The 17,620-nt window shown below is 68.7% G+C and carries 19 protein-coding genes; 10 read left to right on the top strand and 9 right to left on the bottom strand.

Going from position 1 to position 17,620, the window contains the following annotated elements:
- Window positions 1-129: 129 nt before the first annotated feature.
- On the bottom strand, window positions 130-954 hold the full coding sequence (locus ACFXI3_RS38920) for an HAD family hydrolase (RefSeq protein ID WP_378406450.1): 825 nt from the start codon (window positions 952-954) through the stop codon (window positions 130-132).
- Window positions 955-1,011: 57 nt separating this feature from the next.
- On the opposite strand from ACFXI3_RS38920, the gene ACFXI3_RS38915 reads away from it, so the two are divergent.
- On the top strand, window positions 1,012-1,899 hold the full coding sequence (locus ACFXI3_RS38915) for an LLM class flavin-dependent oxidoreductase (protein WP_378406448.1): 888 nt from the start codon (window positions 1,012-1,014) through the stop codon (window positions 1,897-1,899).
- Window positions 1,900-1,938: 39 nt separating this feature from the next.
- On the opposite strand, the gene ACFXI3_RS38910 is transcribed toward ACFXI3_RS38915, so the two are convergent.
- Entirely contained in the window at window positions 1,939-3,951 is a 2,013-nt protein-coding gene (locus ACFXI3_RS38910) for a DUF6541 family protein (protein WP_344281752.1), read from the bottom strand.
- An 89-nt stretch (window positions 3,952-4,040) separates the two neighbouring features.
- Here ACFXI3_RS38910 and glf point away from each other — a divergent pair, with 89 nt between their 5' ends.
- From glf to ACFXI3_RS38890, 4 genes are all read left to right on the top strand, one after another.
- Entirely contained in the window at window positions 4,041-5,264 is a 1,224-nt protein-coding gene (gene glf / locus ACFXI3_RS38905; protein WP_344281749.1) for a UDP-galactopyranose mutase, read from the top strand.
- On the top strand, window positions 5,257-5,775 hold the full coding sequence (locus tag ACFXI3_RS38900; protein ID WP_344281746.1) for a phosphatase PAP2 family protein: 519 nt from the start codon (window positions 5,257-5,259) through the stop codon (window positions 5,773-5,775). Before glf ends, ACFXI3_RS38900 begins: the two co-directional genes overlap by 8 nt.
- Window positions 5,772-6,827 (top strand): decaprenyl-phosphate phosphoribosyltransferase, encoded by a 1,056-nt coding sequence (locus ACFXI3_RS38895; protein WP_378406445.1) that lies wholly within the window; start codon window positions 5,772-5,774, stop codon window positions 6,825-6,827. Before ACFXI3_RS38900 ends, ACFXI3_RS38895 begins: the two co-directional genes overlap by 4 nt.
- Before the next feature lie 115 nt (window positions 6,828-6,942).
- A complete protein-coding gene (locus ACFXI3_RS38890; protein WP_378406443.1) occupies window positions 6,943-7,653 on the top strand; it encodes a hypothetical protein in 711 nt (236 codons plus the stop codon).
- A gap of 28 nt (window positions 7,654-7,681) precedes the next feature.
- Here the strand turns inward: ACFXI3_RS38890 and ACFXI3_RS38885 are convergent, their stop codons facing one another.
- Window positions 7,682-8,374, bottom strand: coding sequence for an SDR family oxidoreductase (locus ACFXI3_RS38885; protein WP_378406441.1), 693 nt, complete (start codon window positions 8,372-8,374; stop codon window positions 7,682-7,684).
- Between the two features lie 109 nt (window positions 8,375-8,483).
- Between ACFXI3_RS38885 and ACFXI3_RS38880 the strand changes: the two genes are divergently transcribed.
- Window positions 8,484-8,852 carry a MerR family transcriptional regulator gene (locus tag ACFXI3_RS38880; RefSeq protein ID WP_378406439.1) on the top strand — a complete coding sequence of 123 codons (369 nt, stop codon included), beginning with the start codon at window positions 8,484-8,486 and terminating at the stop codon, window positions 8,850-8,852.
- Here ACFXI3_RS38880 and ACFXI3_RS38875 read toward each other — a convergent pair.
- Window positions 8,849-9,568 (bottom strand): ESX secretion-associated protein EspG, encoded by a 720-nt coding sequence (locus tag ACFXI3_RS38875; RefSeq protein ID WP_378406437.1) that lies wholly within the window; start codon window positions 9,566-9,568, stop codon window positions 8,849-8,851. The genes ACFXI3_RS38880 and ACFXI3_RS38875 overlap by 4 nt on opposite strands.
- A 193-nt stretch (window positions 9,569-9,761) precedes the next feature.
- On the opposite strand from ACFXI3_RS38875, the gene ACFXI3_RS38870 reads away from it, so the two are divergent.
- The gene (locus ACFXI3_RS38870) at window positions 9,762-10,007 is read left to right on the top strand and encodes a helix-turn-helix domain-containing protein (protein ID WP_101436515.1); all 246 of its coding nucleotides are present in this window, start codon (window positions 9,762-9,764) and stop codon (window positions 10,005-10,007) included.
- Here the strand turns inward: ACFXI3_RS38870 and ACFXI3_RS38865 are convergent.
- From ACFXI3_RS38865 to ACFXI3_RS38855, 3 genes are all read right to left on the bottom strand, one after another.
- Window positions 10,004-10,636, bottom strand: coding sequence for a VC0807 family protein (locus ACFXI3_RS38865; RefSeq protein WP_378406435.1), 633 nt, complete (start codon window positions 10,634-10,636; stop codon window positions 10,004-10,006). The genes ACFXI3_RS38870 and ACFXI3_RS38865 overlap by 4 nt on opposite strands.
- A gap of 92 nt (window positions 10,637-10,728) precedes the next feature.
- The gene (locus ACFXI3_RS38860) at window positions 10,729-11,484 is read right to left on the bottom strand and encodes a decaprenylphospho-beta-D-erythro-pentofuranosid-2-ulose 2-reductase (RefSeq protein WP_378406433.1); all 756 of its coding nucleotides are present in this window, start codon (window positions 11,482-11,484) and stop codon (window positions 10,729-10,731) included.
- A complete protein-coding gene (locus tag ACFXI3_RS38855) occupies window positions 11,481-12,854 on the bottom strand; it encodes an FAD-binding oxidoreductase (protein WP_344281718.1) in 1,374 nt (457 codons plus the stop codon). Before ACFXI3_RS38855 ends, ACFXI3_RS38860 begins: the two co-directional genes overlap by 4 nt.
- Window positions 12,855-12,999: 145 nt before the next feature.
- Between ACFXI3_RS38855 and ACFXI3_RS38850 the strand changes: the two genes are divergently transcribed.
- The 3 genes from ACFXI3_RS38850 (at window position 13,000) to ACFXI3_RS38840 (ending at window position 16,455) form a co-directional block, all read left to right on the top strand.
- Window positions 13,000-13,467 (top strand): GtrA family protein, encoded by a 468-nt coding sequence (locus ACFXI3_RS38850; protein ID WP_344281715.1) that lies wholly within the window; start codon window positions 13,000-13,002, stop codon window positions 13,465-13,467.
- A gap of 5 nt (window positions 13,468-13,472) precedes the next feature.
- A complete protein-coding gene (locus ACFXI3_RS38845) occupies window positions 13,473-15,380 on the top strand; it encodes a glycosyltransferase (RefSeq protein ID WP_378406431.1) in 1,908 nt (635 codons plus the stop codon).
- Between the two features lie 76 nt (window positions 15,381-15,456).
- A complete protein-coding gene (locus ACFXI3_RS38840) occupies window positions 15,457-16,455 on the top strand; it encodes an acyl-CoA dehydrogenase family protein (protein ID WP_378406429.1) in 999 nt (332 codons plus the stop codon).
- On the opposite strand, the gene ACFXI3_RS38835 is transcribed toward ACFXI3_RS38840, so the two are convergent.
- Together ACFXI3_RS38835 and ACFXI3_RS38830 are read right to left on the bottom strand one after the other, a co-directional pair.
- A complete protein-coding gene (locus ACFXI3_RS38835) occupies window positions 16,452-16,694 on the bottom strand; it encodes a hypothetical protein (protein ID WP_344282872.1) in 243 nt (80 codons plus the stop codon). The genes ACFXI3_RS38840 and ACFXI3_RS38835 overlap by 4 nt on opposite strands.
- Before the next feature lie 78 nt (window positions 16,695-16,772).
- Window positions 16,773-17,612 carry an NAD(P)H-binding protein gene (locus ACFXI3_RS38830; RefSeq protein ID WP_378406427.1) on the bottom strand — a complete coding sequence of 280 codons (840 nt, stop codon included), beginning with the start codon at window positions 17,610-17,612 and terminating at the stop codon, window positions 16,773-16,775.
- Window positions 17,613-17,620 lie beyond the last annotated feature (8 nt).

Genomic DNA, 17,620 nt, shown 5'->3' with positions numbered 1-17,620 from the left:
CTCGCGCTCCGACGCTCTGTGCATCCTCCAGACGTCCGTGAAGGGCTCCTTGAGGGAATCTGATTCCCTCAAGGAGCCCTTCACGGACCTCGGTATGGCGCGATCAGGCGGAGAGCTCCGACGCTGCGCTTAGAACCAGCGCTCCAGCACCTGCGCCACCCCGTCCTCCGCGGCCGGCCCAGTCACCTCGTCGGCCACCGCCAGCACCTTCGGGTGGCCGTTGGCCATCGCGACGCCGTGCCCGGCCCACTGCAGCATCTCGACGTCGTTGGGCATGTCGCCGAAGGCGATCACCGACGACTGGGGCACGTCGAAGCGTTCGGCGACGTCCGCGAGCCCGGTCGCCTTCGTCACGCCGTGCGCGGACAGTTCGATCAGCCCGCCGGTGGACGAGTACGTGACGTCCACCGCGCCGTCGAGCACCGCGTTCACCGCCTCGGCCATCTCGCCCGACGTCATCCCGCGCCGGCTGACCAGCAGCTTGATCGCGGTTTTCCCGAGCACCTCGGCGCGCGGCGCGATCCGGCTCTCCTCGTCGCCCCACGGGTTGTGGTACTCCGGCTCGATCACGAAATTGCGCAGGTCGTGGTCCACCGACCCGGTGCCGATCCGTTCCGCGGCCAGCCGGCAGCCGGGCAGGGCCTTGTCGAGCGCGGAGGCCAGGTCGTGCAGCAGGACCGGCTCGAGTTCGCCGTGCACCGCGACCACCGAATCGGCTCCGATGTCGAGCAGCACGGCGCCGTTGGCGCACACCGCGTACCCGGTCAGCCCGAGCGGCCCGGCGATCGGCGCGATCCAGCGCGGCGGGCGGCCGGTGGACAGCACGAACGGCACGCCGTCGGCCAGGACCCGCTGGACGACCGCCACCGTGCGCGGCGTCACTTTTTCACTGGGGCCGAGCAGGGTTCCGTCGACATCGGACGCGATCAACCGGGGTTTCTCCACGCGTCCCATTCTCCCGGTCGCCGCCCGTTCGAGCGAATGTCAGTGCTGGACGTTACGGTCGGCCTCGTGCGAGCAGGCATCGTAATTCTTCCTGAAGACCGCTGGTGGGCGGCCGAGCCGAAATGGCGCGCGGCCGAGGAGTACGGCTTCGACCACGCGTGGACCTACGACCATCTCGGCTGGCGATCGCTGGTCGACGGCCCGTGGTTCTCCGCCGTGCCCACCCTCACCGCGGCGGCCATGGTCACCTCCACGATCCGGCTGGGCACCTTCGTCGCCTCGCCGGTCGCGCGGCATCCCGTGCCGTTCGCGCGCGAGCTGATCACCCTGGACGACGTGTCCGACGGGCGCTTCGTGCTGGGCGTCGGCGCGGGCGTGGACAGTTCGCGTTACGACGCGCAGGTGCTCGCCGCGCCGGAGCTGACCGCGCGGCAGCGGGTCGACCGCTTCACCGAGTTCGTCGAGGCGCTCGACGGGCTGCTGATGACCGACAACTTCGACTTCTCCGGCGAGTACTACTCGGCGCGCGGCGCGCGGAACCTGCCCGGCACGGTGCAGCGCCCGCGGCTGCCGTTCCTGGTCGCGGCCAACGGCCCGCGCACCATGACGCTGGCCGCGCGGTTCGGGGCGGGCTGGGTCACCACCGGCCGCGGCGGGGCCACCCTCGACGAATGGTGGACCGGCATCGAGGAGCTGGTCCGCACGTTCGACCAGCGGCTCGAAGCGGCCGGTCGCGAGCCGGCGGGCATCCAGCGGCACCTGAGCCTCGACGCGGCACCGGTGTTCTCGCTCAGCAGTGTCGCGGCGTTCCGCGAGGCCACCGAACGGGCCCGTGAGCTGGGCTTCACCGACGTCATCGCGCACTGGCCGCGTTCGAGCGGGCCGTACGAGGGGCACGAGTCGGTGCTGGAAAAGGTCGTCGAAGAAGTGCTGCCGGGCCTCAAGGCCGAATGATGCCTCGTGACCGCGGCGGGGAGGCCGCGGTCACGAGTTTCACTTGATGATTGTGTAGATCTGCGCGCCGGGGTTGTCGTACACGAGGCGCAGGAAATCGCGGCCCCGGAGGTCACGCAGGCCAGGGGAGAGCGGCGCGTCCTTGGCGATCGAGCCGCTGCCCACGAGCACGTGGTGCACCTTCAGCCGCTGCACTGCCTCGCGAACGCGCAGGTCAAGGTCGTAATCGCGGAAGTGCAGCGCCAGGTACGCCGCGTCCGGCGAAATCGGGCCGCCGCCGTCGTAGTGGCCCGCCACCGGGTGCACGCCGGTCAGCGCGTACATCCACGCGGTGCCGTCCAGCCGGTCGTTCAGCACCTTCTGATCCGCCGGGATGCCCATCCGGCCGAGGAAGTCCATCGCCGCGATCTCGTCCGGGCTGACCGGCGGCGTGACCTCGCCCTCCGGCCCGTTGTAGTACAGGAACGACACCGCGGTGGCGTTCGCGGTGCGGTAGAAACCGCCGGTGAACACCGCGGTCAGGGCCACGACGACCGCCGCCGCCGCGACGCCGAGCCGCGACACCACCTTCGGCCGCGCCTTCGCCCAGCTGACCGAGCGGATCAGCTGCGCGATCCAGCGCTGCAGCTCCGCCATGCCGTGCCCGGCGAGCAGGCACAGCGGGATCGCGGCCAGCGCCATCAGCCGGAACCGGTCGTTCCACCACGGCCGCGACAGCGAGATCACCAGCGGCGACGCGCCGTAGGACGTGACCAGCACGAACAGCCCGGACAGCCCGATCGCGGACACCATCAGCCAGCGCAGCCTGCCGAGCGCGCGGAAGCTCAGCACACCGACCACGAGCAGCACGGTGAGCCAGAGCTGCGGTTTGTGGAGCACCTGCTGGAAGGTGGCGAGCATGTTCAGCGCCGACATGACCGGCAGGTCCGAATTCCACGGCTGGTACGGGTACGCGCCGTTGGTGAAGCCGATCGCGCCCAGGATCTGCAGCGCGGCGAGCCCGAGCGCGATCACCATGACCGGCACTGTGCGCACGATGTCGCCGCCGATCACGCGCAGCCCGTTGCGTCCTTCGGGCACACCGTCCACCTGAAGCCCGCGAAGCGACCGATACCAGCGCTGCAGCACCAGTGGTGCCGCGAAGAGCGTGCCACCGAATAGCGCGCTCGAATGCGCGACAAGCAAGCCGTCCACGGTGAGCGCGAGCACGATGCCGGTGTCGACGCCCGGACGTACGAGGAAGCGTTGCAGCGAGACCACCATGAGCGGTGTCAGAACCACGCCCAGCGCGTACGGCAGCAGGCCGCTCGACACCGACTCGTACGCGCCCGTGGTGGCAGCGGCGGCGATGAGAGCCGCGCAGCCCGCGAAGACCGCACGGCCGCCCATCTGGCGGACCAGAGCGACCATCGACAGTGCGAAGATGCCCGCGACCGGCATGGTCACGGCGTTCAGCGTGACCGGGATGCTCGTGCCGGAGATCTGATAGACCAGCGCGGCGACCAGGTGATAGCCGTTCGGGTAGAACGAGCCGTCCGGGTACCAGTTGATCTTGCTCATGCCGATGAGCGAGCCGTCGCCGGTGTCGGCGATGTAGCGGATGCCGTTCGCGTGATAGACGGTGTCCCAGCGCTGGAAGACCGCCGTCGTCCCGCCGCGCGCGGACAGCACCACGGCGATCGACAGCGCCGTCGCCACCACGACGCACGCGGCGACCGACCAGTGCGCGCGAGTGCTCCAGACGACCGGTGGCTCCTCCGCGCCGGGCTTGATCCAGCCGCGCACGAGGCACAGTCTGCGGATCCCCCACGCGATCCCCGCCAGCAGCACAGTGCAGGCCGCGGCGGTGAGGACGTTGTAGCGGAGGCCGACGGCCGCCAGCCACGGCCCGCCAAGGCCGGTGACGGCGTAGCTGAGCAGCGGCGCTAGTCCGGCCAGGGCCCAGCCGCGCACTCCCGCGGCCCTCCCGATGATGCCGCCCGGGACCATCAGCACGGCCAGGTAAGTGGCGACCGCGCCGAAATAAGTCCAGAAGGTGTCTGGTGCAGGCATGCTTCTCACTTGTGTAGTGCGGGTAAAACCCGGCGGGATGCCGAGGTCGGTTCGGGAGGCGGTCGCGCGACTGCGTACCCTGAGCGCCCGTGAGCGAGCACACGAACTCCGCCAAGATTACTGAAGACGACTTTCGCGGTTACGACCTCGTCGTCGTCGGGTCCGGTTTCTTCGGCCTGACCATCGCCGAACGGGCCGCGGCCGAGCTGGGCAAGAAGGTCCTGGTCCTCGAGCGCCGCCACCACCTCGGGGGCAACGCCTACTCCGAGGTCGAGCCCGAAACGGGCATCGAGGTGCACCGCTACGGCGCGCACCTCTTCCACACGTCCAACAAGCGGGTGTGGGACTACGTCAACCGCTTCACCGAGTTCACCGGCTACCAGCACCGGGTCTTCGCCAAGGTCAAGGACCAGGTCTACTCGTTCCCGATGAACCTCGGCCTGATCAACCAGTTCTTCGGCAAGTCGCACACGCCGGACGAGGCGCGCGAGCTGATCGCCAAGCAGGCTGCCGAGTTCCGGACCGAGGACGCGCAGAACGTCGAGGAAAAGGCGATCTCGCTGATCGGCCGCCCCCTCTACGAGGCGTTCATCCGCGGGTACACCGCGAAGCAGTGGGAAAACGACCCGAAGAACCTCGGCGCGAACATCATCACCCGCCTGCCGGTCCGCTACACCTTCGACAACCGGTACTTCAACGACACGTACGAGGGTCTGCCGGTCAACGGCTACACCGCGTGGCTCGAGAAGATGGCCGAGCACGAGAACATCGAGATCCGGCTGAACGTCGACTACTTCGACGTCCGCCAGCACATCCCGGCCGGCACCCCGACCGTCTACACCGGTCCGCTGGACCGCTACTTCGACTACTCGGCGGGCCGGTTCACCTGGCGCACCGTCGACTTCGAGTCCGAGGTCGCGCAGACCGGCGACTTCCAGGGCACCTCCGTCGTGAACTACAACGACGAAGAGGTCCCCTACACCCGCATCATCGAGTTCCGCCACTTCCACCCGGAGCGGGACTACCCGAAGGACAAGACGGTCATCTTCCGCGAATTCTCGCGTTTCGCGAAGGAAGACGACGAGCCTTATTACCCGATCAACACGCCGGAGAACCGCGAGAAGCTGGAAAGCTACCGCGAGCTGGCGAAGACCGAGGCCCGCGAGAAGAACGTGCTGTTCGGCGGACGGCTGGGCACGTACAAGTACCTCGACATGCACATGGCGATCGGGTCGGCGCTGTCGGCGTTCGACAACAAGATCGCCCCGCACCTGACCGACGGTGCGCCGATCGACGGGTCGATCGATGCTTGAGAAAGACACCCCGCGCGGTGAAGTGGCTGTGCTCTCCCGCACCCAAAAGGTGCTGAAGAAGCCGGGCACGGTGCAGGTCGCGCGGGGAATGTCGCTGTTCGGGGAGCACAGCGCGGGATGGTTCGCGCTGGGCTTGCTCGGAGCGGCGGTGGACCGTGACCGGCGCAAAGACTGGCTGGTCGCGTCGGCCGGAGTGGTGGGCGCGCACGCCGCGTCGATCGCCGTGAAGCGCGTCGTGCGGCGCCGCCGTCCGGACCATCCCAGCGTGGAGGTTCTGGTCGGCACGCCGAGCAAGCTGAGCTTCCCGTCGTCGCACGCGACGTCGACGACAGCGGCGGCGGTGCTCTACTCCGGATTGACCGGGCGTAACCTGGTCCCCGCCCTGGTACCGCCGATGCTCGCCTCGAGGCTGCTGCTCGGCGTTCACTATCCGACAGACGTTCTGGCCGGAGCCGCCCTGGGAGGCGTCGTCGGCGGTCTGATCCGACGGAAGCTGACCAAGAAGCGATGAGCGAAACGACCGACGAGCGAACCGAAAACGCGTCCGGTACGGCCGAATCCGCGCAAGCGACGGAGCCGGCTGCCGAAAAGACCGACGTGGCCGAAGAAGCCACCGACCAGGCCGAGAAGCCCGAGGCTCCGGCCTCGACCCCGGCCGCCCCGGCCCCGTCCTCCGGCCCGAGCCCAGTGGGTCTCGTGCTGGGGGTGATCAAAACCGCGCGGCCGAAGCAGTGGGTGAAGAACGTCCTCGTCTTCGCGGCGCCGTTCTTCGCCTTCTCCAAGGCGACGAACCGGACCGAGCTGGTCATCGACGCGCTGATCGCGTTCGTGGCGTTCTCGCTCACCGCCTCGTCGGTCTATCTGATCAACGACGCCGTCGACGTCGAGGCCGACCGGGCCCACCCGACGAAGCGCAACCGCCCGATCGCGGCGGGCATCGTCCCGGTCCCGGTGGCCTACGCCTCGGCCGTGGTGTTCTTCCTGGCCGGCCTGGCCGTGTCGTTCGCGGCGGACTGGCGCCTCGCCATCGTGCTGGCGGTCTACGAAGCCGTCCAGCTCGGCTACTGCTTCGGGCTGAAGCACCAGCCGGTGGTGGACCTGGCGATCGTCGGCTCGGGCTTCCTGATGCGCTCGGTGGCCGGCGGTGTCGCGGGCGGCATCGCGATGTCGCAGTGGTTCCTGCTGGTCACGGCGTTCGGCTCGCTGTTCATGGTGGCGGGCAAGCGCTACGCGGAGATCATGCTGTTCGAGCGCACCGGCGCGAAGATCCGGTCCTCGCTGAAGAAGTACTCGGCGAGCTACCTGCGCTTCGTGTGGGCGACGTCCGCGGCGATCCTGATCATGTCCTACTGCCTGTGGGCGTTCGAGATCCGCCAGGCCGAGCACAACTCGGTGTGGGCGGTCGTGTCGATGGTCCCGTTCGTGATCGCGGTGCTCCGCTACGCGGTCGACGTGGACGGCGGCAACGCCGGCGCGCCCGACGAGATCGCCTTGAAGGACCGCGTGCTGCAGGTGCTCGGCGCGACCTGGGTCGTGACCCTGTTCCTGTCGTTCTACCTGTGAACGGCGCGCGGATTTAAACAGCTGGGATTCAGCTTCTCCACAGCATCGACGGTCACCCTCAGGGGTGGGAGCCGGGACACCCCGCCTCCCACCCGCTCAGCCCGGAGGACCGACGATGAACGACAACGAGAACCCCTCGCCCGGCGAGCGCGCCGGGCAGGAGCCGACTGAACAGTTCGGCCGGACCGGGGACCTGGGCGGAGCTTCTGCTGGTTCGGCCGGTCAGCCGGGGGCCGCTGAGGGAGCCGCTCAGCCTGGTCAGCCGGTGCCGCCTGCCGAACAGACCAGCCAGCTGGGCCAGCCCGGGCCAACCGCCGAGCGTGCAGGCCAACCCGGGCAGTCGGCCGAGCAGGCAGGCCAAGCCGCATCGTCCGCCGAGCAGACCAACCAGCTGAGCCAACCCGGGCCGTCCGCCGAGCAGGCAGGTCAACCGGCGTCGTCTGCCGAGCAGGCGGCTCAAGCGGGCCAGCAGGCCGGTCCGGCCGCCCAGCAGCCCGGCACCTTCGCCCAACCCGGCCCGTGGGGCATGCCGCTGCCGCCGCCGAAGCAGAGCGGTTTCCGCCGGTTCGTGGCCCATCGGGCGACGCAGCTGGTCGCGGTGGGTGTCCTGGGTTTGGCCGTGGGCGGCGGAATCGTCGGCGGCGTCATGGCCGCGACGCACCATCCCGGCCGCCCCGGCATGAGCCAGCACCAGGGCGGCCACCGCTTCAACGACGGCGGTCCCGGTCAGCGTCACCGCGTCCCGAACGGCCAGAACGGCGGCAACCAGAACAACGGCCCCGGGTTCGGCAACGGGAATGGCGGCAACACCGGCTCTGGGAATTGATCGAGCCTTTCGCGCAGAATCCCTGCCCTCAGGACTCCAGCAGCGCCGGGTACAAAACCGTCGGATGCGCGGACAGCGCGGCTTTCGCGGTCGCGCTGTCCGCGTCCGCGATGATCTCGATTTCCCCCGCTTCCAGGCCGTCCAGCGCGAGCCGGACAACCTCGGCCGGGTCGTTCTTGGGGATGTCGAAGCCCGCCATCATGTCGGTGTCCGTGCTGGCCATGACCAGGCCGCTGACCAGCGTGCGCTGCGCCAGGAGTTCCAGCCGCACCGAGTTGGTCAAGCTCCACGCCGCCGATTTCGACGCCGCGTATCCCGCCGAGCCCTGGTAGGTCGCCCAGGAAAGCGCGGACAGCACGTTCAGAACCGCGCCATCCTTCAATCCTGGCGCGAATGCGCGAATCATCTGGAGCGGGCCGAAGAAATTCGTTTCCATTTCGCGGCGAATCGCGGCCAGGTCGCCGGTCACCAGGTCGGTGAAGCTGGCGATTCCGGCGTTGTTGATCAGCAGGTTGACGTCCGGGGCGGCGGCCGCGGCGGCCGCGACCGAGCCGGGGTCGGTGACGTCTAGCTGCAGGGGCACGGCACCGTCGAGGTCGATCGGGCGGCGAGCGGTGGCGTAGACCTTCGCCGCGCCGCGGTCCAGCAGGGCACGGACGAAGTGGGTGCCGAGTCCGCGTGCGGCACCGGTGACCAGCGCGGTTGAGCCTGCGATCTGCATGAGGGTTCTCCTGGGAAAAGCCGTCGGAAGGGGACAACGGCTATCCTGGATCCTGACGTCGGTGTCAGGTTCTCGTGTTTGTTGTGCGGATCACGGCGGAGGCTTGCGGATGCGGATCGGAGAGGTGGCGGAGCGCGCCGGGGTCAGCGTGCGTTCGCTGCGCTATTACGAGCAGCAGGGGCTGCTGGAGTCGACGCGCACGTCCGGCGGGCAGCGCCGGTACGGCGAGGACGCGGTGTCGTGGGTGGGGCTGATCCAGCAGCTTTACGCGGCCGGGCTGTCCAGCGCGACGATCCGCGAGTTGATGCCGTGTCTGCACGCGGGGGTCAGCACGCCGGAGTCGCGCGATCGGCTGCGCGGGGAGAAAGCCCGGCTGGACGAGTACATCTCCGGTCTCGAACGCACGCGGGAGCGGCTGGAGGCGATGATCGAATTGGCGGAGACGCCGAATCCGCATTGCCCGGTCGTGCTGGGCTAAAGCGCGGCGAAGGTGTCGTTCAGGATCTTCACGATCGCGCGCGGGGTGCCGGGGATGAGCTCGGTCCGGCCGTCGGTCGTCTGGTAGGCGAGAATTCGGCCGGATTTCACGTCGGCGGCGAGGATCGGGCCGCCGGTGAGGTGCCGTCCGTTCTCGCGGCGCGCGACGTAGAGCTCGTGCGTCGCTTCCGCCGGTTGATTCAGGGTCGAGACAAGGTATTCGTGGCTGTTGGTCTCGTCGAACGGGTCCGGGGCTGAGTCGGCCGCGGGCGTGACCGAAACGGATCGGACCGGCGCGCCGGGGATTTGCGGAAGCTTGTCGAAAAGCGTCGTGGCCAGCCGAGTCGGGGCGGCTGGCTGGATTTCGACCAGGCCGTCCTGCGCGGATACCAGAATCGCGGCTTCTTCCCGTTGCGCGACTATGACGGTTCGCTGGATTCCGCCGCGCAATGCCGACCAGGCGAAGTACTCGCGTTCGGCCTCGGCGAGCACTCGCAGGGTGGTGCGCAAATACGCGGACGGTGCGTCGTTGTCCGCGAGGCCGAGCCGGACGAGAAGATTGACGGTGGCGGCGTGAAGTTCGCGGTGTGCGCCGGTTTTTACCCAGACGCGGTTCGCGCGCAGCATCGGATGCTGGTCGCCGAGGTCGAGCATGTCCCAGACGGCCGAGAGCGCTTCGACGGGCAGGGTCACCGCTTGCCTGACGTCCTCCCGCACCCGCGCCCCCTTCTCGCAATCGCCGTTAGCACGGTAGCCGATTGATTACCCGCGCGTGGTGGTGTCTGCAATTGAGAACAGGTAGCAATTGCGGAAAAGCCGCCTCCGGCTAGACGCAGACGCTATAGGCATAAATGCTCTGATGATTCCTGCTCTGGCCTTGGCGGCGGTAGACGTGTGTGATTAACCGACGATGGCCAAGCCTCCGCTCTCCGCCGCGACTCGCACCATTGGCGAACGCGTGCGCGAATTCCGCAACGACGCGGGGCTGAGCCAGGAACAGCTGGCCGAACTGGCCGGAGTGCACTGGACGTTCGTGAGCCAGGTCGAACGCGGGCTGCGCAACATCAATCTGCACAACCTGCTCAAGTTCGCCGACGGTCTCGGGGTGAATCCGGCCCGGCTGGTGGACGGGCTGCGGCCGCCGTCCGGCGACTAGTCCACTGTGGATGGTCGCAGCACCTGACGGAGCGTGCCCTCGCGGAGCAGCAGAATCTGCGTGATCACCTGCAGTCCGACGAAGAACGCGATCGACAGCCCGGCGTCGAGTGCGGGGACGTCGTCGACCGGCAGCGTGTACGCCATCCCGATGCTCAGTCCACTGTGGACCAAACTGCCGACGCCCCACACCACGGTCAGCGCCCGCCACGCCCGGCGGAACGACGGCCGCTCCTCCCACGCCGCGTCCAGCCGGGAGCCGCGGCCGGGCAGCAGAGCGCGAGCCGCCTGATACGTCGTCGGATACTGGCCGACGACCAGGCTCGCGAGCAGCCAAACCCCGGCCAGCGTGCTGAACCAGGCTCCGCGCACGAGCATCAGCCGGGCGTCGCCGGTCATCAGCGTGGTGGCCAAGCCGACGGCCAGGAACATCAGGACGAGCAGGCCGATCCCGTCCACGCGACGCCGGGTGACCAGCGTGTACAGCACGCGCAGCGCGGGTGGCAGGCCGCTGAGCAGCAGCGCCCACACCGGCGGGACGTCGAAGGCGCGGAGCAGGTAATAGCCGCCGACTGGCGCGCCGAGGTCGATCAGCAGCGCGGCCAGCGACGAGCGGAATTCGTTCCCCATGCCCTGAGTTTCGGCGCGGCGGGCGCCTCAGGACATCGTCGAGCTGGTCAGCCCGGCATCCACCGAATGGTGGAGGCCGGGCCGGGAAAACGTCAGACCGGGAGCTTGCGGAAGATCGGCCGCGGCACGTGCCGCAGGATCGACATCACCAGCCGGAACTCCGACGGCGACCAGACGAGGTCCTTGCCCTTGCGCGCGGCCTCGACCGCGACGTCGGCGACCTGCTCGGCGGTCCGGGTCAGCGGAGCGTCCTTCATCCCGGCGGTCATCTTGGTCTTGACCTGGCCCGACCGGACGACGGTCACCTGCACGCCGTGCGGCGCGAGCGCCTCGCCGAGACCGAGGTAGAAGCCGTCGAAACCGGCCTTGGTCGAGCCGTACACGAAGTTGGACCGGCGGACCCGCTCGCCCGCCACCGACGACAGCGCGATGACCTTGCCGTGGCCCTGGGTCTTCAGCTTCTCCGACAGCGCCACGCCGACCGACAACGCGGCGGTGTAGTTGACCGTCGCCAGCTCAACGGCCTTGCCGTGGTCCTGCCACAGCTCCTCGGCCTCGCCGAGGAGACCGAACGCGACCACCGCGACGTCGATGTCGCCGCCGGCGAACGCCTCGTCCAGCACCTTCGGGTGCGACGCCAGGTCCTTCGCGTCAAAGGCCACAGTGGACACTTCGGCACCGAGATCCTTCAGCCGCGGCGCGGCTTCCTCCAGCCGCGGCGAAGGACGAGCGGCCAGCACGACCCGCAGCGGCTTCTCCGCGAGGTACTTCTCCGCGATCGCCAGCGCGATGTCGGACGTGCCGCCGAGCAGCAGCAGGGACTGGGGATTACCGACCGCGTCGATCACAGTGCGAGCCTCCGGCTCATGTCAGAGGCGAAAACGCCTTCGGGGTCAACGGAAGCGCGCACCTTGCGCCACTCCTCCAGCCGCGGGTACATCTTCGCGAACGTCTCGGGCGAGGTGCGCGAGTCCTTCGCGGTGTACAGGCGGCCGTTCGCGTCAAGGACCATCTCGTCCATTTCCTCGCAGAACCGGCTGAGCCCGTTCTTGATCGGGAAATCGACGCTCAGCATCCAGCCCGGCGCGGGCCAGGACATCGGAGCCGGGTTCGAGTCGCCCATCCGCTTGAACACGTTCAGGAACGAGTAGTGCCCGGACCGCGAGATCGCCCGGCAGATGCCCTTGAGCTGGTCTTCCGCGCCGAACGGCACGGAGAACTGGTACTGCAGGAAGCCCTTGTTGCCGTACGCGCGGTTCCACTCGCTCAGCATGTCGAGGGGGTGATAGAACTGCGTGAGGTTCTGGATCTTGCCGCGCGCGCCCTTCTTGGGCACCGTCTTCTGCCACAGCTCGTTGATCAAGCCGAAGGTGAGCTTGTTGCCGAGCCCGTTGGGGAACACGTCCGGCAGCGTCAGCAGTTGCGGCGCGTCGAACTTCAACGGGTTGCTGCGCAGCTTCGGCGGCAGCTGGTCGAGCTTCGCGAGCGAACCGCGGGAGAACGTCGCGCGGCCGAGGCGGCTGTCGGACGAGATCAGGTCCGGCACCGACATCGAGTAGTCGTAGTTGAGGTCCGAACCATCGGTGAAGAGCCCGAGGGTCTCGTCGAGGTTCGAGGTGCGGTCGGCGTCCACGTAGAAGTACGCCGTTTCCGTCTTCTTCATCCGCACGGTGGCGCGGACGATGATCCCGGTGAGCCCGATTCCCGCCACCGTCGCCCAGAACAGCTCCGAATCCGGGCCCTCCGGGGTGAGCGTGCGCACGGATCCGTCGGCGGTGAGCAGGTCCATCGACACCACGTGGTTGCCGAAGCTGCCCGCCGAGTGGTGGTTCTTGCCGTGGATGTCGTTGGCGATCGCGCCGCCGATCGTCACCTGGCGGGTGCCCGGCAGGACCGGGACCCACAGGCCGTACGGCAGCGCCTCGCGCATCAGCTTGTCGAGGCTGACGCCGGCGTCGAGGTCGACGAGGCCGGAATCCGGGTCGATCGAGTGGATGCGGTCGAGCACGGTCATGTCGACGACCAGGCCGCCCGCGTTCTGCGCCGGGTCGCCGTAGGACCGGCCGAGGCCGCGGGCGATGACCCCGCGCGGGCCTGCGGAGGCGACGGCGCGGGCGATAGCTTCGACGTCGCGCGTGCTCAGCACGTCGGCGACGGTCCCGGCGGTGCGGCCCCAGCCGGTGAGCGTGCGGCGCTGTGTCTCGGGTGCTTGGGTCACGCGGACCAGGGTAGCCACGCCGAACACCGCCCGGAACGTGACCCTGAAGTGCCCGCTTCTACACTTTGCGCATCAAGGCACAAGCGTCCGAGCGTCGAAGTGGGTAATACGGACACTGACGCAATAGGCCGAGAAGGTATTCCAAGTGGTGGCTACAGAACCGCAGAGTGACCAAGCGCAGCAGGCGCCCGGGGGCCCCGGACTGCTGGGCCAGCTGATCCGCTTCGCCGCGATCGGCGGCTTCTGCGCCCTGCTCGACCTGGGCACGTATTCGCTGCTGCGTGCGGTCGGCATGGATGCCACGCCGTGGGTGGACATCGCGCGCGCGATCAGTTTCATCGTGGGCACGACCACCGCGTTCTTCCTGAACCGCCGCTTCACCTTCGCCGCGGGCAAGCGCGAGGGGAACGCCCAGATCGGCGGGTTCGTTCTGCTGTACGCGGTGACCTTCCTCGTGACGATCGGCGTGAATCGGCTCATGCTGAACGTGCTGCCGGAGATGGCGTGGAAGGCCACCCTCGCCTGGGTCGTGTCCCAGGGGACGGCCACCGTGATCAATTTCGTGATGCTCAAGTGGGTCGTGTTCCGTGTACGGCCGGTAAAGGAGAACTGAGTTCGATGCCCGGTAAAGCAGCCCCGGTCGCGGAGGCGGCCCCCGCAGGCCAGACGCGGTTCGCCGAACACGCCCCCGAAGGCAGGCTCACGGCCCAGCGCGGGCTGTACGCCGGGCCGGCTCCCATCGTCAGCAAGGACATGTACGCCGAGGTCCTGCAGGGCAACGCCCAGCGCGATCGCGGCAGCGTGACGCTGGAGCCGTCCGCGAAGGTCACCGGCAACACCTACTTCGGCCGCTTCCCGGCGAGCTACTGGCAGCGCTGGACCACCGCGACCGAGGTGAAGCTCGAAGCGGTCGTCACCGGCGACGGGCTGCTGTCGCTCGGCGCTTCCGACATGCTCGGCGACCCGCGCGTGGTCGACGCGCAGCAGGTCTCCGGCGCGAAGAGCGCCAAGGTCGAGCTGACCGGCAAGCTGGACAAGTTCTACGACGGCGGCGCGCTGTGGCTCGACCTCGAGACCGAGGGCGGCCAGACGCTGCGGGTCGAGCAGGTCCGCTGGACCGTCGACGCGCCGGAGACGATCCGCCCGACCGCGGTCACCATCTGCACGATGAACCGCGCCGACGACTGCCTCAAGAACCTCCAGGCGCTCGCCGCCGACGTGTCCTCGCTGGACACCCTCGACGCCATCTACGTCGCCGACCAGGGCACGGACCTGGTCGAATCGCGCGAGGGCTTCGAGCAGGTCGCGAAGGACCTCGGCGAGAAGCTGCACTACATCAAGCAGCCGAACCTCGGCGGCGCGGGCGGCTTCACCCGCGGCCTGTACGAGGTGGCCGGGCACACCGCGACCGAACACGCGAACGTGCTGTTCATGGACGACGACGTGCTGCTCGAGCCGGACCTCGTCGTGCGCATGACGGCGTTCTCCAACCGCTCGGCCAACCCGATCATCGTCGGCGGCCAGATGCTCAACCTGCTGCACCCGAACCAGCTGCACGTCGGCGCCGAGTACGCCCGGCTGAACACGCTGGAGCCGGGGCAGCCGGTGCAGCACTCGCTGTCCACCGCCGACCTGCTCGGCGTCGACGAGGACGGCAACCCGAACCGCCAGGAACGCCGCCTCGACGCCGGGTACAACGGCTGGTGGTCGTGCCTGATCCCGTACGAGGTCGTCAAGGCCATCGGCTACCCGCTGCCGTTCTTCTTCCAGTGGGACGACGCGGAGTACTCCTACCGCGCCCGCGAATACGGCTTCCCCACGGTGACCCTTCCCGGCGCCGGCGTGTGGCACGCGGACTTCCACTGGAAGGACTGGGACGAGTGGCACCGGTACTTCAACCTGCGCAACTCGATCATCACCGCCGCGCTGCACTCGCCGTTCAACCTGAACCTGCTCTCGCGCGTGCTGATGGCGCAGCTGGTGCGCTACCTGCTCGGCATGCAGTACGGCCTCTCCGCGACGCTGATCAAGGCGGTCGAGGACTTCCTGGAGGGCCCGGAGGTCCTGCGCGACGGCGGCGTCGAGGCGATGAAGGAGATCCGCCGCATCCGCGACGCGTACCCGGAGACCAAGCGGCACAAGGCCACTGACGTGCCGGGCATCGCGTCCAACGACATCGGCATCATCAACAGCGCGCCGCGGCCGAGCATGCAGCGGCTGGTGCTGATCAAGCGCATCCTCGACAAGGTGCTCGGCCGCAGCCGCTTCGGGCTCGGCGCGGTGCCGATCGACGAGGCGCACTGGTGGCACATCGCGCTGTTCGACACCGCCGTGGTCACCGACGCGTCGCAGGAAGGCGTGCGCGTGCGCAGCTACGACAAGGTCAAGATGTTCGACCTGGCCAAGCGCGGCGCGAAGGTGCTCAACCGGCTGCGCAAGGAAGGCGCGGGCGTGCAGGAGCAGTACAAGCGCGCCATGCCGGAGCTGACCTCGCGCGACAACTGGAAGCGGCTCTACGAGCTGTGACGGGCTGAGCTGGTCTGAAAAGGGCGTCTCGCGTTCGGCGAGACGCCCTTTTTGTCTTTTTGGGTAGCTTGGTTTCATGGCCGACCTGGTTTCCCGTGCGCGCGCTCTCGCCGACGACCTGTTGTTTCCCGCGGCCGCCGAGGTGGACCGCCAGGGCGTGGTGCCGCGGTCGCATTTCGACGCGCTCGCCGAGGAAGGTTTCTACGGCCTCGCCGCGCCCGATTCCGGGATTGAGCTGGACCAGCTGGTCGGCGTGCTCGAAGCGCTGGCCGGCGGGTGCCTGAGCACCGCGTTCACCTGGCTGCAGCACCACGGTCTCGTCGCCGGGCTGGCCGCGACAGACCGGGAGGACCTGCGAGAGCGGTACCTGCCGGACTTGATCAGCGGACGGCTGCGCGCGGGCGTCGCGTACGCGGGTGTGATTCCGACGCCGCCGCGAGTGCGGGTCCAGCGCGTCGACGGCGGCTACCGGTTCGACGGTGAAGCGCCGTTTGTGAGCGGCTGGGATGCGATCGATCTGTTGCAACTGTCCGGCCGCGACGGCGACACAGTGATCAATGCTTTGGTGTCGCCGATCGTCGGACACAGCCTGGTCGCCGAGCCGTTGACGCTCATGGCCGCGCAAGGTACCGCGACGGTACGGCTGAAGCTCGACAACCACTTCATTCCCGACGAATCGGTTTTCGCCAAGGTCAGTTATGACAAATTCGTGGCTGGCAATACGTTCGCGTCCCGGCTCAACGGATGCGCGCCGCTCGGGTTGGCCGAGCGTTGCGCCAGTTTGATCGAGGCCGCCGGCGAGGAGGAAACGGCGACGGCGTTGCGGTCCGAGCAGGACGAAATCCGGCGTCGCCTCGACGCTGGGCTCACCGACCCGGCCACGCTCCCGGCTGCCCGCGCGGCGGGTGCTGACCTGGCGTACCGGTCAGCGGGCGCGCTCGCCGCTGCGACGGGAAGCCGCGCGGTGCTGCCCGGGGCACACGCCGGCCGTCTGGTGCGCGAGGCGACGTTCCTGCTTGTCGCCGCGAGCAGACCGGAGATCCGCGCCGGGCTGCTCGAACTCGCCCGCCGCTAAACGGACAGGCCGAATTTGCCCTTTCGGCTCAGATCGTCGACATAAGCGGCTGCCACGTGGACGAAATTCACCGAAACAGTGTTGCCGTCCCGGGTTTCGAGCGAGTGAACGCCGCCGTGTTTGAGTAGGTCGGGGAGCTTTTCCTGGACTGTCTCGGAACTGTCGGCGGTGAGCGGGAAGATCAGCGGCTCGCCGCCTGCCGAGAGGTGCAGGACCAGTGCTGGTTTGGGATCTGCCATGCCTCCATGGCAGCAGCGGGTGATCATCGGCGGCAAGAGTGGTTCGCCGACAGCGGATCCGCTCACAGCGGAAGCGCGCTAGACGGTTTCGGCGAGCCGGTCCGCGACGGTGCGGGGCTCGCGACCGAGAAGGTCGGTCAGCAGCGGGCCCGATTCGGCGAAATACCCCGCCCGGGTGGCCTGGTACCAGGTGAGCATGAACCGGGCCGCCTGCTCCGGGACGCCGTTCGCGATCTGTTCGGCAACCCATTGTTCGTCGTCCAGGACGACGCGAGTGATGGTGCGACCGGTGAGGTCGGAAGCGATTTCGGCGAAATCGTCGAAAGTGACGGCGTGCGGAGCGGCGAGGGCGACGGGGCCGTCGACGGAACGGTCGCCGGCGAGCAGCGCCGCGGTGGCTTCGGCGATGTCCGCACGGTCGGTGTACGGGACGGGGCCGTCTGCCGGCTGAGCGATCTCGCCGGTCCGCTGCCACGGGCCGAGCACCTGGTCGAGCGGGCCGTAAGCACCGTTGCGCAGTGCGGTCCAGGCGACTCCGGAATCGCCGAGGATCGCCTCGGTGGCGAGGTGGAGATCCGACGGCTGGTACGGGTTGCCGGGGGCGGCGCCGTGCTGGCTCGTGTAGAGGATCCGCCGGGTGCCGGCCGCGACGGCGGCGTCGATGGCGCGTCGGTGCAGGCTGACCAGGTCGGCGGCGGGGTCGTTGCCGGAGATCAGCAGGACCTGGTCGGCACCGGCGAAGGAGTCGCCCGGATCCTCGTAGGAGCCCTGCCGCACGCGGACGCCGCGGTCGGCGAAGTGCCGCGCCTTGGCGGGATCGCGGACGCTGACGCCGATCTGGCCTGCGGGTACGCGCTTGAGGAGGTGCTCGACGGTGGCACTGCCCAGCCCGCCGGTAGCGCCGGTGACAACGATCATTTCCCCTG

It is taken from the genome of Amycolatopsis sp. NPDC059235 (assembly GCF_042754125.1).
Classification (GTDB): Bacteria; Actinomycetota; Actinomycetes; order Mycobacteriales; family Pseudonocardiaceae; genus Amycolatopsis; species Amycolatopsis albidoflava.
Note: the sequence above shows the minus strand (reverse complement) of the source record. Positions and strands in the feature narration are given on the sequence as shown.